The sequence below is a fragment of the Caballeronia sp. M1242 genome (assembly GCF_017220215.1).
Taxonomy (GTDB): domain Bacteria; phylum Pseudomonadota; class Gammaproteobacteria; order Burkholderiales; family Burkholderiaceae; genus Caballeronia.
Genome location: NZ_CP071129.1, coordinates 2,314,591 through 2,329,360 on the forward strand (window position 1 = coordinate 2,314,591; position 14,770 = coordinate 2,329,360).

Here is a 14,770-nt window from a genome sequence, read left to right on the forward strand (position 1 = left end):
GCGGCTTACTGCTGCGCCTCTTGCGCAGCGATGCCCTTGTACTGCACGTACGCCGTGTCGCGCAGTTCGCGCAGCCAGTCGGAGTACGCCTGCTCGGCCTTGCGCTGGCCGATTGCCTGACGCGCGATATCGAGCTGTTGCGTGGCGGTCCCTTCCGCGTCGCGGCGGCCGAGCACCTGAATCAGGTGATAGCCGTATTCGCTGCGCACCGGGTCGCTCACCGCGCCGTCCTGCAGGTTGTTCATGGCGCGCTCGAATTCGGGCACGGTTTCGCCGGGGCTGATCCAGCCGAGATCGCCGCCCTGCGAGGCCGAGCCGTCCTGCGAGTACGTGCGCGCGAAGTTGGCGAAGTCGCCGCCCGCGGCCACTTGCTGCTTGATATCGAGCAGCTTCTGGCGCGCGCTCGCTTCCGACATGCCGTCCGACACGCGCAGCAGAATGTGGCGCACATGCGTCTGCACGAGCTTCGGCGCATCGGCCGCGGTGCCCTCGCTCGCGCGACGTTCCACCAGCTTCACGATCTCGAAGCCGCCGTCGGTGCGCAGGAGCGTCGGCACGACCTGGCCCGGACGCAGCCCCGACACCGCCGAGACGATACCCGCCGGCAGCGTGCCCGGCGCGCGAAAGCCGAGGTCGCCACCCTTGCTGGCGTCGGTGTCCTGCGAGTTCTGCTTGGCGAGCTTCGCGAAATCCTCGCCGGCCTGCGCCTGCTTGAGCACGGCGTCGGCCTTCGCCTGCACGGCCGCGACTTCCGAATCCGGCGCGTTCGACGCGAGCTTGAACATGATGTGCTGCAGATGCAGGTCGCTCGCGTTACGCGCGCCCGGCCCGCGCTGGCTGGCGATGTAGTTCGCCACTTCGCCGTCCGACACGGTGATCTTGCTGTCGACTTCCTTCTCGCGCAGCTTCGAGAGCGTGAGTTCGGTGCGCGCGTCGCGCATGAACGTCGCCCACGGCACGCCTTGCGCCTCGATGCGCGAGCGATAGACGTCGAGCGTCATTTGGTTCTGCTGCGCGAGGCGTTGCAGCGTGCGATTGACGGTGGCGTCGTCGATCACGATGCCGTCTTCTTTCGCCTTCTGCAGCTGGATGCGTTCGAGCACCATCTGGTCGAGCACCTGCCGGCGCATCTGTTCGATGGGCGGCACAGGCGCGTTCTGCTGCTTGAGCCGCTGCACGATGAGGCTCGTGCGCTCTTCCAGCTCGCGCTGCGTGATGACGCCGTCGTTCACCACCGCGACGACGGAATCCGCCACCTGCACATTCGGGTTCGACAATGCCTGCGCACCGGCCGGCGAACTCACCATCAGCGCCGCTGTCAGCGCGCCCGCGGCAATCGCCGTCGATCGAAACAGTTTCATGTTTGCCACAGATACTCCATCAAATCCTGACTTGACCCATTCGTGCGCTGTGCGCTTCTTTGGCGTTGTGGTACGTCTTGTCACTCGTAGTCGCTGAAGCGGGCGAGCGGCGGAGCGGACGGCGGCGGCGGCTGATAGCCCTGAACGCTCGCGCGGAACGCGCTGACGAGACCGTTGTCGACCTTCGACAAGCCCTTGAACGTGATCTGCGCAAGCACGCGCGTACCCGACGAAGGCTGGCCGCTCGTGTTCACGCCGTTGGCGTAACGCTGCGCGCCGAAGCCGAGCGCCCAGCAGTCGGCATCGTACTGGAAGCCCACGAGGCCGTCGACGAGCCGGTGGCCGGCAAGATCATAATTGACACGCGCGACGGCATAGAGACGGTTCGTGAGCGGCCATTCGCCGGACACCAGCAACTGGTTGATCGGCTCGTTGACGAGCGTGGTCTGGTTCGAGCGCGTGTACCGGTAGCCGACGTTGATGACCTTTCGGTCCGCCGGACTGAACGCGAAGCCGACGCTCGTGCGCACGAGCTGGTTATTGTCGACATTATATTGGAACGCAGTTTCCGAAGCGAAACCAGCGCCCAGCTTGATGGCCGCGCCGGCGATCAGGTCCGAGTGCTTGGCCTCGTTGATCGGCTGGTCCTGGCTGATCGTGACGCGCTGGCTCGTGAAATAGTATTGCTGCGCGATCACGAAACGCGCGCGCTCGTCGCCCGTCGCCGGGTTGATGAAGCGCGTGGTCAGCCCGGCCGTCAGGCGGTTCGCATCCGCGATGCGGTCGTTTCCGACGAACGTGTTCGGCGTGTAGATTTCCGCGAGCCCGAAGTCGGCTTCGGCGGTATCGAAGATCGGCGCGAAATTCTGGTTGCGATACGGCGTGTAGACGTAATAGAGCCGCGGTTCGAGCGTCTGAATGTAGTCCTGCCCGAAGAGCCGCACGGAACGGTCGAACACGAGGCCGGTATCGAGACTGACCGTGGGAATCGACTCGGTGAAGTTCTTCGGCTGCCCGGCCGGCGTCAGCGGCTGGCCCGGAATCGGGCCGGTCGCGATGTGGCTCAGGTCGTAGGACGCGAAGTGCCACTGAACCTTCGGCGTGAAGAAATAGCCCGGCGCGTTGATCCCGTAGCTCACGTACGGGTTCAAATACATGCGCTGACCGTCGGTCGCGCCTTCCTGCGTTATCGTGAAGCGCGTGAAGTCCGCTTCCGCGCCGTAATCGAAGCCGCCGACGTTGTACTTGTTGTACTGCACGTTCAACTGCGGCTCGCGCGCGTACGGCGGAATCGACGGCTGCAGCGTCTGCCAGCGTTGCTCGCGGGCGAGCACGGACCACGGCCCGTTGTTGTACGTGAGTCCGGCTTCCTGCTGATACAGCAACTGCGTGCCGTTCAGGAACTGATTCGACGCGTTGCCCAGGTCTTCTGGATACTGATCGTCCGAAACCTTGTTGTAATTGACGTAGCCGCCAAAGCCGCCGCCGAAGTTCTGCCGATGCTGCCAGAAGATCGCATAACGGTTCGTGTGCGTTTCGCGGTCGTTCGGCAGATAGTCGACCGTGAGCGAGCCCGAGTACGTCGGCGAGAGATAGCGATAGTTCGCTTCGCCGAGCACGCCGCGCCGCGACATGATGCGCGGCGTGACGGTCAGATCGCGGTTCGGCGCGATGTTGAAGTAGTACGGGATCGTGGCTTCGAAGCCCGTCGTCGAACTGAGCGAGAACGTCGGCGGCAGAAGGCCGCTGCGGCGGTCGCCCGTCAGCGGGAACGAGAGCCACGGGCTCGCGAACACGGGCACGCCCTGGAAGAACAGCACGCCGTTATGCGCGATGCCTTCTTCCGAGCCGGTATCGAAATCGAACGACGAGCCCTTGATGTACCACGCCGGATTGTCGCACTGGCACGCGGTGTAGGTGCCGTGATCGACGCGCGCGCGCTCGTTGTCGATCAGATCGATGCGCTCCGCGCTGCCCGAGCCGCCCGTCAGATTGAAGTGGTACTTGGGGTTCGTCATGAACCCTTCGTTCGAATCCACTTTCAGATGCGCTTCGGGGCCGACGAACGACACGCCGTTGTTGATGAGCCTGACATGGCCGAAAGCATCGGCCATGTCCGTGTCCTGGTCGTAATGCAGCGCGTCGGCCTTGATGACCGTGACGGTGCGGCGCACTTCGGCCGAGCCTTTCGCCGCCATGTCCTCGTCGGACGTGCCGGTGGCCTTGTCGCCGAGCAGGAAGGTCGTGGGCTGCTGACCGCTTTTGAGCGGCCGTTCCTGCAACTGCGGCGCGAGACGCAGGCTGCCGGGACCGTCGATCGGCTGCGCGTCGGCGGCCGGACCGGCGAGCTGCGCATGCGCGAGAGCGGGCATCAGGCCCGGCACGGAAAGCAGCGCGGCGACGAGCCGCCGCCGGCGTGGCTGTGCGTCGCCTTGAATCTTCGATGCGGGAAACTGTCGTGGCGGCATGTATGGGTGGCGGTTCGATCCCGTTCGCGTCGGACGCGCTCGATGCCGCCAAGTGAGCGGCCGCGGTTCGCCCGCGTCATTGCCGGAGTGAATTCGACGGTCCGTGGCTAGGCAGGGACGACACTCGATCGAACGATGACGCGGCACGGTCGTCGGCGCCTGGCGCCAGGCGCGAACAGATAGCTCAAGGATCGCTTAAAAAAGTCGTGGGGTATTATATGGCAAGATGTTTTGCCTCTCGAATTTATGACGCACAATCCCGCCGACACCCGCTTCGAGCAACTCCGTTCCTGGCTCCAGACTTTCGCCGAAACGTATCGGCTGAATCTCGACAGCCTCGCGCCCGCCTCCTCCGACGCCAGCTTTCGCCGCTATTTCCGTCTCGACTGCGATTCGGCGCACGGCAAGACGCTGATCGCCGTCGACGCTCCGCCGCCGGAAAAGTGCCGCGAGTTCGTGCAGGTCGCGGGTCTGCTAGAGGCGGCGAACGTGCATGTGCCGAAGATCCTGCAAACGGATTTCGACGCCGGCTTCATGCTCGTCACCGATCTCGGCACGACCACGTATATGTCCGTGCTCGACGAGAAGAACGCGCGGCCCTTGATGCGCGCGGCCATCGACAGCCTGATCCGCTTCCAGAAGACAGCGCGCGAGGGCGTGCTGCCGCCGTTCGACGAAGCGTTCTTGCGCCGCGAGATGGAACTGATGCCGGAGTGGTTCATCGGCCGCCATCTGGGCCGCGAAGTGACGGCGGACGAACGCAAGACGCTCGACGACACGTTCACACTGCTCGCGCAAAGCGCGCTCGCGCAGCCGCAGACCTTCATGCTGCGCGATTTCATGCCGCGCAATCTGATGGTGAGCGAGCCGAACCCCGGCGTGCTGGATTTTCAGGACGCGGTGTACGGGCCGATCACGTACGACATGGCCTCGCTCATGCGCGACGCGTTCATCAGTTGGGACGAAGAGTTCCAGCTCGATTGCATCGCGTATTACTGGGAGCGCGCGAAGAAGGCGGGACTCGACGTCGATCTGGATTTCGGCGAGTTCTACCGTCAACTCGAATGGATGGGGCTGCAACGGCACATCAAGGTGCTCGGGCTTTTCGCGCGCATTCATTATCGCGATGGCAAGTCGCATTATCTGGCGGATTTGCCGCGTTTCATCGGCTATGCGCGTAAGGTCGCGGAGCGTTATGCGCCGCTCTGGCCGTTCGCGCGCCTGCTCGATTCGCTCGAAGGCCGCGCCGTCGAAGTCGGCTATACGTTCTGATTCCCGATTCCCGCATGACCCAACACCTGAAGACGGCGATGATCTTCGCCGCCGGCCGCGGCGAGCGCATGCGCCCGCTCACCGATACTTGCCCGAAGCCGCTGCTGGAAGCGGGCGGCAAGCCGCTCATCGTCTGGCAGATCGAGCGGCTCGCGGCGGCGGGCGTCGAGACCATCGTCATCAATCACGCGTGGCTCGGCGCGCAGATCGAAGCGGCGCTCGGCGACGGATCGCGTTGGGGCGTCGAGTTGCGCTTCTCGCCCGAGGGCGAGGCGTTGGAAACGGCGGGCGGCATCGCGAAGGCGCTGCCGTTGATCGGCAAAGGCGTGTTTATCGCGGTGAGCGGCGACGTGTTCTGCGATTTCGACTACGTCACGCTGCGAGACCGCGCCGACGAACTCCGGCGCAGCGAACAGCCGGGCCTGCATCTCGTGATGACGCCGAATCCGCCGTTTCATCCGAACGGCGATTTCGCGCTGATCGACGGCAAGCTCGCGCTCGATGGCTCGCCGCGCTACACGTTCGGCAACATCGGTCTCTACGACACGCGCATGTTCCTCGATCTCACGCCCGGCACGCGTCGCGCGCTGACGCCCTACTATCGCGAAACCATCGCGCAGGGACGCGCGACCGGCGAACTGTACGAAGGCCGCTGGGAGAACATCGGCACGCCGGAGCAGCTTCAGTCGCTGGACGAGGAGCTTCGCGCCCGCTGAGTGTCCCGGAATGGGACGCATCCGATGGTAAAATGCGCGGTTCTTCCGTCTTTTCCCTCCAGCCGCACGCCGCTGCCGACACGTCACCATGTCCGATACCCGCCCCGATACCCTCTTTGCGCTCACCGCGCTCTCGCCGCTCGACGGCCGCTACGCCGCCAAAACCGAAGCCCTGCGCGACTGGCTTTCCGAAGCGGCTTTCATGCGTCATCGCGTCACGGTCGAGATTCACTGGTTGATCGCGCTGTCGCGTGCGGGTTTCGCCGAAGTGCCGCGCTTTTCCGAAGCCGCAGAGCAGTTCCTGCTGGGCCTCGTCAGCCGCTTCACCGCGCACAATGCGGCGCGCATCAAGGATATCGAACGCGTCACGAATCATGACGTGAAGGCGGTCGAGTACTGGCTCAAGGAGTCCGTCAAAGGCCAGCCGGAACTGGAGCGCGCAAGCGAGTTCATCCATTTCGCTTGCACGTCGGAAGACATCAACAACACGTCGCATGGGCTCATGCTCGCGGGCGCTCGCGAACACGTGATCCTGCCTGCGCTGCGTTCGGTGCATGAGCGCCTCGTCAAGCTCGCGCACACGCACGCCGAACAGCCGATGCTCTCGCGCACGCACGGCCAGCCCGCCAGCCCGACGACGCTCGGCAAGGAAATCGCCAACGTCGCGGCGCGCCTGTCGCGTGCGATCGAGCGTATCGCGCATGTGCCGCTGCTCGGCAAGATGAACGGCGCGGTCGGCAACTACAACGCGCATCTGTCGGCGTATCCGGAGTTCGACTGGGAAGCGTTTTCAAAGGATGTCGTCGAGAACCGGCTGAAGCTGACGTTCAATCCGTACACGATCCAGATCGAACCGCACGATTACATGGCCGAACTGTTCGACGCCGTCGCGCGCGCGAACACGATCCTGCTGGACCTCGACCGTGACGTCTGGGGCTACATCTCGCTCGGCTACTTCAAGCAGCGCACGAAGGCGGGCGAAATCGGTTCGTCGACGATGCCGCACAAGGTCAATCCGATCGACTTCGAGAACTCGGAAGGCAATCTCGGTCTCGCGAACGCGACGCTGCGCCATCTCGCCGATAAGCTGCCGATTTCGCGCTGGCAGCGCGATCTCACCGATTCGACCGTGCTGCGCAACATCGGCGTCGCGTTCGGCTATTCGCTGCTCGCGTATGACGCGCTGATCCGCGGCCTCGACAAGCTCGAAGTGAACGCCGCGCGCCTGAACGAAGACCTCGACAACTGCTGGGAAGTGCTCGCGGAGCCGGTGCAGACCGTGATGCGCCGTTACGGCATCGAAAATCCGTACGAGCAACTGAAGGAACTAACGCGCGGCAAAGGCATCACGCGCGAGGCGCTGCAAGCGTTCATCGGCGGTCTCGCGATTCCGGCCGACGCGAAGCAACTGCTGCTCGACATGACGCCGGCGTCGTATATCGGCAAGGCGGCGGAACTGGCGAAGCGCATCGCGTAACGCGGCCGCTGCGCAATAAAAGAAGCCCCACGCTCTCGCGAGCGCGGGGCTTTTTCTTTACGGCACGATCAGCGCGTTTTGAGCTTCTCGATCACGTCATCGACGATCTGCTCAGGCGTCTTCTCGATGCTCTCGATAATCGCCTCGTCCTCACCCGGTTCTTCGAGCGTGTTGAGCTGGCTCGTCAGCAGCGACGGATCGAAGAAATGCCCGGTGCGCGTTTGCAGGCGCTCCTGCAGCGTCTCGAAGGTGCCGTGCAAATAGACGAAACACACGTCCTTGTCGCCGTCGCGCAAGATGTCGCGGTACGAGCGCTTGAGCGACGAACACGTGAACACCGCCGTTTCGCCCGCCCGCTGCTTCTCTTCGATGGCCGCACGTATGGTCTTGAGCCAGGGCCAGCGGTCCTCGTCGGTCAGAGGAATGCCGTGGTGCATCTTTTCCTTGTTGGCGGCGCTGTGAAAAGCGTCGCCATCCGTGAACGGACAGTGCAGGCGCTCCGCCAGCAATTCGCCGATTCGGGTCTTACCGGCGCCCGACACGCCCATCGCGATGAGAATCATCTAAAACTCCTTACACGACCGTCGCGAGTGCGAGGGTCAAACCGAGTCCCATCAGGGAAATGATGGTTTCGAGCAACGACCAGGTCTTGAACGTCTGTCCGACCGTCATCCCGAAATACTCTTTGATCAGCCAGAAGCCGCCATCGTTCACATGCGAGAAGATGAGCGAGCCCGAGCCCGTGGCCAGCACCAGCAGTTCCGGGCTGACGTGCCCGCCCGCCGCGGCGGCGACCGGCGCGACAATGCCGCACGCGGTCGTCATCGCGACCGTAGCCGAACCCGTCGCCAGACGAATGAGCGCGGCGACGAACCAGCCGAGCAACAGCGGCGACAGGTTTGCCGACGACGCCGTCGAGACGATCTGCTGCGAGATGCCGCTATCGCGCAGAACCTGGCCGAAACCGCCGCCCGCCCCCACGATCAGCGTAATGCCCGCGATCGGAGCAAGACACTCGCCGCAGAACTTCTGAATCTGCTCGCGATTGAAGCCCTGCTTCGCGCCAAAAGTCCAGAAGCTGACCAGCACGGCAATCAAGAGCGCCATGTCCGACTGGCCGATGAAGCGCAGCAAATTGTTCGGCAAGGTCTTCGGCGCGAAGATCAGGTCCGCCCAGCTTCCGACCAGCATCAGAATGACCGGCAGCAAGATAGTGAACAGCGTGATGCCGAAGCTCGGCAAATCACGCTTCTTCTCGGTGTCGCCATGCTTTTGCGTGAACTGATCGGCGAGCGCGTTGGCATCCGGCAGCTTGACGTACTTGTGAATCATCAGCGCGAAAAGCGGACCGGCGACGATCGCCGTCGGCACGCCGACGATCAGACCGTAAGCGATCGTCTTGCCGATATCCGCGTGGTACGCCTGCACGGCGAGCAGCGCGGCCGGGTGCGGCGGAATCAGACCGTGCACGACAGAAAGACCGGCGACCATCGGCAGACCGATCAGCAGCAGCGACTTGCCGGTGCGCCTTGCGACGTTGAACGCAATCGGAATCAGCAGCACGAAACCGACTTCGAAGAACACCGGCAAACCGACGATGATCGCGACGACCATCATCGCCCAATGAATGTTCTTCTCGCCGAACAGATTGATGAGCGTATTCGCGATTCGCTCAGCGCCGCCGGATTCGGCCATCATCTTGCCGAGCATGGTCCCTAGACCGACCACGACCGCAATATGGCCGAGTGTGTTGCCGTTGCCGGTTTCGAACGACTTGACGATTTTGTCCATCGGCATGCCGACCGCGAGGGCCAGCAACACCGACACGATCATGAGCACGAGGAACGGATAGACCTTGTAGCGGGCGATCATCAGGATCAGAACCGCGATCGCGATCACCGCGTAGAGCAGCAACATGCTCCCGTGGACGGCTGGCATAACGCCTCCTTGATTTTGTTGAGATTATTTGCGCTGTCCGTGCGTTTGCCGTCGCTGCCCTGCTTCGTCAGGCAATGTCCGGCAAGCGCGCGTACGGCGCGGACGAACCGAATTCTACTGGTAAGCGGGGAATGCGTCGGTAAACGGCAGCCGACGCAACGTTCGCTCCCAAAAGCAAAAAACCGACGCTCGGGGGTGCTGAGGCCAGTCGAGAGACTCTGGACGCTGCTCGTCACGCCGCTGAGACTAGTCGAAAGCGACGAGAGTCCGGTGGACGCCGAAGTCGAAAGACTGCTGATACCCGTTGAAGCGGAAACCGACAACGAACTCAAGCTGGTCGACAGGCTGCTAACCCGACTGGTCGTCGTGCTAACGCCTGTGGACAACGAATTCACTGCCGTGGACATCGACGACACCGAGGTCGACATCGAGGAAACGCTCGTCGACAGGCTCAATGAAGCGTTGTTCCAGCCAGTCGAAACCGAAGCCATGCTCGACGAGAGGCTCGAGGACGCAGCGGACCAGCCACTCGAGATCGAGCTCATGCTGGTGGAGAGACTCGCCGAGGACGAGCTCCAGGCCACGGATATCGAACTGATGCCCGTCGACATGGAACTTACGTTCGTGGACAGTGAGAGCGAGACCGAGCTCACCGCCGTCGAGAGCGAATTCGAGAAGGAGAAAAGCTGCGAACCATTGATCGCATCGGTGCTGACACTGGTGATGCTACCAGCTGCTACGTTAATGACAGAGTGGCCCGTCATGTCCAGATACTGATTCATCTGGATCTTGCTTGCCGCGTTGAAGACGACCGCGTTGCTGCCGACCCCGATCATGGCAGTGGGATTGGCGTTGTCGTCCTGCAGCACGACGCCGGTATAGTTAGCGAGACCGGAAAACGCGTTGTTACCGCAAGAGGAACCGCTCATACCCGTGGCGAGGCCAGTGTTTGTGACGCCGCTCCCGGAACCGTTTACGCAACTTACGATTGCTGGCACGGCCCATGCCGTCGAACTGCCCCCGAACAACAGCGCGATGGACGCACCGATACCCGCTGCCGCATGCAGCAAGCCGGACGAGAACTCGCCGGAACCGTCATCACACGCTGTCTCAGCATTGTCGGGGCCGACCACCGCCCCCGGACTTTTCTTACCCCGCGCCATCGTCGTCTCGGCGACGGCGACGAACGTTCCTACCTTCTCATTCCAGATACTGCGGTATGACTTATTCATAAACCGAATCGACCCACGAAAAAACGAGCTTCTTTTACAAAACTCAAAGAAAAACACTTCTGACCACGTGAGAGGATATTCACGCCGCGCCTCACGATGAAGCGGACATATCCGAAAATCGAAGAAGCTCTATGGACGACGGTCTGGACGAATGACGGGGATCGGAGATTTCTTATTTTTAAGCGAAAATGCGCTGAACGTATGCGTAGTGTGGGGCTGTTTATATGCGTTCAGCGCGCTCACGCGGAAACGATTCGAGGAAGTACCCAGGTGCCTATCTCAAAAGGCGATGCGCGCCCCATGGCTTGAATTCGTGAACTACCGACGCGGCATCAGCAATGATGACCATGCACGGGAGCGAACGGGTATTGGATGTGAGTCAGTCGGTAGGAAGCGCGCTAGCAAAATGCCGCCTTTTTGCGCGGGGCCAAGTGCTTGGAGGAAGACGTTGGGCGGCATGGCGCGAGCAAGCTCATTGATGCGCTAAGCATCTCAGCGGCGGGCGGCGTCGACGAACTTTTTGCCGCTTCGTTTTGATGATAAGCACGCCGAATGCGGGCATCGCGTCATCTTGCCGGCATCAAGCCGTGAAACAAAACGCAACATCGGGCGATAATAAGCTCCGCCGGAGTTCGGTGTTGGGCACCGAAATCCGGCAGCAAAGCGACCATGAAAATGCGGATAAGAATTAGCGCGGAATTCTTTCCATCAGTGAACTCAGCAAACCAGTGTAAGCAGCCACCAATTGCGCATCGTCCGGCAAGAAACGGGTAATGGCTTTGCGCTGTTCATCCCGGTACTGAGCGAACCGTTCATCATGCCCGTCTATCGCCTGGATGACGCGAGCGGCGCCTTCCTTGACATCGTTTGCGTGATAGTAGTAACCGAGATCGGTGCATAACGTTGCGTTATGGATCAGCGGATATCCTTGCCAGCACACTTCAAGATAAAAGTAATTGAGCGGATTTTCCCACTGATGAGAGACGACGATATCCGTTCTTTCGGACAGGAATGTGGGAGTATCGAAGCGCCCGAGGAAAACTGCTTTGTGCTGGCGGACGATGTCGAGCTGATTCATCAGCGAGATGAATTCCCGGCAATTGGTTGCAAGGTGCTGTGTATTGGTCACCTGCAGCAACTCGATTGCATCAGGCCGCTCACGATAGGCCAATTCTGCGATCATCGCTGGATACAGGCAGAACTTGACGACGTTGATATTCGGTTCCATCACGCTCAGCCGCCGCGGACCCTGGTGCGGGCGATACTCACCCGACGCGGGCATTTCCGCCGTGCGTGCATTCAGAAAAACGGGGCTCCAGATGAACGGAACAACCCGCGCGGACTGTCGGCGCATCACTTCGAAATAGGGTTGGCTGATATTGGCGACCTGCGGGATCATCCAGATATCATCGTACCGCTGATTAACGAACAGGTTGTCGCCGAAGCTGGGCTTATTGAAGAGAATCGATTCCATCGCGTGGACGTATTCGAATCCGCAGCAATACGAAACAAGCCGCGCGCCGCGCTGTTTCAAGTATTCGGTGGCGCCGGGGTCGATCTGCCCACCCAGTTCGATGAGCACATCAATATTGTCCTTGGCACCTTCGAAGGTGACGGTAGGCCAGCGGTTCAAGTCCCATGGCAGTTTGTCCGTGATGGGAACCGACGTCGTATTGACCAGCACAACGTTTTCGACATTCGCACAATTCTTCAGCGCCTCCGCCAGAAAGACAGCGTTCTGCTTGATGCCGTTGTTCCACAGGGTCTCAGCCTCGTGGTGCAAGCCGATCGTGATTCCGATACGAAGCCTTTTCATCGCCCAGTACTCCAGTGCCGCGTTGCCAATTCAGTTAATTCGAAGATCACGCTCTTGCGTAGACCGCTTCTATTGCCTGCGTGTAAATACGCACGTTGTCCTCGTTCTCGGGATCAAGCGTATGCAGGAACGCCTTCGCCGCTGCGCGGTAACTCGTCAGGTCTTCGTCATGCATGCCGAACGCGCGACGCAACGCCAACCCGCCCTCTTCGCAGTCGAAGTCGTGATAGCGGTACCCGCAGTTCCCGATAAGATGCGAGTTATGAATGAGTGGATAACCGCCATACAACGCCTCGTAATAGACGTAGTTCTGCGGGTTCTCCCATTGGTGACTGACCACTGCATCGACCGACACCGGCACGATCTGCGCGAACGGGTAACGTCCTTCGAAGAACCCCAGTCCGTGCTTGACCAAATCGAGGCTTTGCGCAAACCCCGCAAACGCCGGATGTTCCTTCAGCTTGAAAGTGTTGTACGCGTACATGCGCTCAATCATGTCGGGATTAGCGCGATGCGCCGCTTCGCAGCACAGCATGGGAATAAAGCTTGTCTTCACCATGCAGACGTTAGGCTCGAAAATGCCGATGCGCCAGCGGCGGCGACCAGGTTGATAGCCGAACTTCTGCCCCGCCGGTAACCTCGCGACTTCGCGGTCGAGTACCACCGGACTCCAGAGATGCGGCATCAGTTTCACGGGTGCGCGAAAGAGCGTCTCGAAGTACGGCGCACAACTATTCTCATATTCAGGCAGCGTCCACACTTCATCGTATGGCGCGCCAGAGATTAGCAAGGCATGCTGAAGATTGAACACCATGCGCTCGATGTCGATCACGTAATCGTTACCCACGCGCATCGTAATGATCTTGCCGCCCTTCTCCCGAAACTTGATCGCCCATTCGCGGTTGAGCTGCGCGCTCATCTCGATCATGACATCGAGCTTGTTCATCGCGGTTTCCATGTCGATCAGCGGCGCGGGCGCATCCACCAGGAAACGCTTCGCATCCTCCGGGCCGCCGTCGCCTCCACCCGTCACGAGATAAGTGGCCTTCACACGCGGCGAGCGTTTCAGCAGCATCACGAGGTAGAGACAGTTCTGGAAAATACCGTTTTCCCAAAGCGACTGCTCGCCTTTGCGAATAAAAATGGATACGCCGATATTGAGCCGTTCGGGCATACCGGATTTCGTTTGCTTGTTCATACGCCGAGCTTCGCCTCGCTGCCTTGAAACAAATTCAGTAACCGGTCGGCAAAGCTGTCCAGGTTTGCTTGATTGAAGGGGTTCACTGAGTCGATGACACGCTGCGCACGAGCGCGATAGTCCGCAAGCGACGCATCGTGCTCCCGCGCTGCGCGCAAGAGCTGCCGCCCTCCCTCCTGTGAATCGAAGCCAGGGTAGTAATAGCCGGCCTCGAGCCAGGGCGAGTTATGCACGAGGGGATAGCCGCCGTATAGCACGTCGAGATAAAGATAATTCTGGTCGTTGCCCCATTGATGGGACACAACGGCATCCGAAAACTGCGACATAAATCCCGCAATATCGTTGCGCCCGTGGAACGTCGCTTTACTGTCCTTGACGATATTCAGGGAATTAGCCATCTGCACGAGCGTCGGATGATCCTTCATATGCAAAGTATTGAGCACATGCATGTGCGAAACACTTGAAGGATCGGTCCGATATGCCTCTTCACAGGCAAGCATCGGGATGCTGGACGTTTTAACGACGGAAATATTCGGCTCAAAGATGGAGACGCGAAAGCCTTGCCGCTGAGAAGCATCGCCGAGCGCCCCGTCCGGGCGCGGCTGATATCCATAATGGAAGCCGTGTTCGCTTATCTCTGCGATGCGCTGCTCGAGAAACTGGGGATGCCATATGAACGGCACCAAATGAACGTCGCACCGGTGCAGCGTGCGCATCATTGGAATGGACAGACGGTCCTTGGACATCAACCAGATCTCGTCATAACGGTCGGGACGCATGACGTGCACCGGTTTGTCGAAAACCGGCGATTCCACCAGCCCCACATACGGCTGGCCGCAACAGTAGTAGACGACCTTCTTTCCACGCGCGCGCATGAGGTCGAGCCACTGCGTGTCGAGCGCACCGCCCATTTCGAAGATGACGTCGACCTGATCTGTGGCGTCGTGGATCCGCATGATGCGCATCCCCTTCGCCGATGCATTCACTTGCGGAGGCAACGCGTTCTGATCACCGACATCGATCAGCGAAACGCTTTCCACGAAAGGTAGCCGCTGCAAAGCCTCCGCCAGAAAGACGACATTCTGGCCGAGACCGTTTTGCCAAATGTTCTGCCCTTGATGCGTGACGACAGAAATTCCGATTCGAATAGTCACAGTTGATTTCTCAGAAATGCCGGATTGCGTATTCGTAAATAAAGCCGCAATGCTTTGCTTGCTCACTGGCAGCGCCGGGTGCGCCGCAGCACGACACATTCGCCGACGGCCCTTAGCAGGAGCGGGAGAAGCGCTAGA

General features: G+C 60.7%; 11 protein-coding genes. 3 read left to right on the plus strand and 8 right to left on the minus strand.

The features are described from left to right. Nucleotides 1-5 precede the first annotated feature (5 nt). Together JYK05_RS10765 and JYK05_RS10770 are read right to left on the minus strand one after the other, a co-directional pair. Nucleotides 6-1,370: a peptidylprolyl isomerase gene (locus tag JYK05_RS10765; protein WP_371826381.1), complete on the minus strand. Its 1,365-nt coding sequence runs from the start codon at nt 1,368-1,370 to the stop codon at nt 6-8. A gap of 71 nt (nt 1,371-1,441) precedes the next feature. After that, on the minus strand, nt 1,442-3,829 hold the full coding sequence (locus tag JYK05_RS10770) for an LPS-assembly protein LptD (RefSeq protein ID WP_206466980.1): 2,388 nt from the start codon (nt 3,827-3,829) through the stop codon (nt 1,442-1,444). Nucleotides 3,830-4,075: 246 nt separating this feature from the next. Between JYK05_RS10770 and JYK05_RS10775 the strand changes: the two genes are divergently transcribed. From JYK05_RS10775 to purB, 3 genes are all read left to right on the plus strand, one after another. Then, complete coding sequence (locus JYK05_RS10775) at nt 4,076-5,101, plus strand: aminoglycoside phosphotransferase family protein (protein ID WP_206466984.1); 1,026 nt, start codon at nt 4,076-4,078, stop codon at nt 5,099-5,101. A 14-nt stretch (nt 5,102-5,115) separates the two neighbouring features. After that, nucleotides 5,116-5,817 carry an N-acetylmuramate alpha-1-phosphate uridylyltransferase MurU gene (murU, locus tag JYK05_RS10780; RefSeq protein WP_206466985.1) on the plus strand — a complete coding sequence of 234 codons (702 nt, stop codon included), beginning with the start codon at nt 5,116-5,118 and terminating at the stop codon, nt 5,815-5,817. Nucleotides 5,818-5,905: 88 nt separating this feature from the next. Continuing rightward, nucleotides 5,906-7,294 (plus strand): adenylosuccinate lyase, encoded by a 1,389-nt coding sequence (gene purB, locus JYK05_RS10785; RefSeq protein ID WP_206466987.1) that lies wholly within the window; start codon nt 5,906-5,908, stop codon nt 7,292-7,294. Nucleotides 7,295-7,362: 68 nt separating this feature from the next. On the opposite strand, the gene JYK05_RS10790 is transcribed toward purB, so the two are convergent. From JYK05_RS10790 to JYK05_RS10820, 6 genes are all read right to left on the minus strand, one after another. After that, nucleotides 7,363-7,857: a gluconokinase gene (locus JYK05_RS10790; protein WP_175945018.1), complete on the minus strand. Its 495-nt coding sequence runs from the start codon at nt 7,855-7,857 to the stop codon at nt 7,363-7,365. 10 nt (nt 7,858-7,867) lie between these two features. Further along, on the minus strand, nt 7,868-9,232 hold the full coding sequence (locus JYK05_RS10795; protein ID WP_206466989.1) for a GntP family permease: 1,365 nt from the start codon (nt 9,230-9,232) through the stop codon (nt 7,868-7,870). Continuing rightward, on the minus strand, nt 9,190-10,464 hold the full coding sequence (locus JYK05_RS26640) for an ESPR-type extended signal peptide-containing protein (RefSeq protein ID WP_371826382.1): 1,275 nt from the start codon (nt 10,462-10,464) through the stop codon (nt 9,190-9,192). The genes JYK05_RS10795 and JYK05_RS26640 overlap by 43 nt, the downstream gene beginning before the upstream one ends. Before the next feature lie 688 nt (nt 10,465-11,152). Beyond that, nucleotides 11,153-12,280, minus strand: a complete 1,128-nt coding sequence (locus tag JYK05_RS10810) for a DUF2827 domain-containing protein (RefSeq protein WP_206466991.1) — start codon at nt 12,278-12,280, stop codon at nt 11,153-11,155. Nucleotides 12,281-12,326: 46 nt separating this feature from the next. Next, a complete protein-coding gene (locus JYK05_RS10815) occupies nt 12,327-13,478 on the minus strand; it encodes a DUF2827 domain-containing protein (RefSeq protein WP_206466993.1) in 1,152 nt (383 codons plus the stop codon). Beyond that, a complete protein-coding gene (locus tag JYK05_RS10820; protein WP_175945305.1) occupies nt 13,475-14,626 on the minus strand; it encodes a DUF2827 domain-containing protein in 1,152 nt (383 codons plus the stop codon). Before JYK05_RS10820 ends, JYK05_RS10815 begins: the two co-directional genes overlap by 4 nt. Nucleotides 14,627-14,770 lie beyond the last annotated feature (144 nt).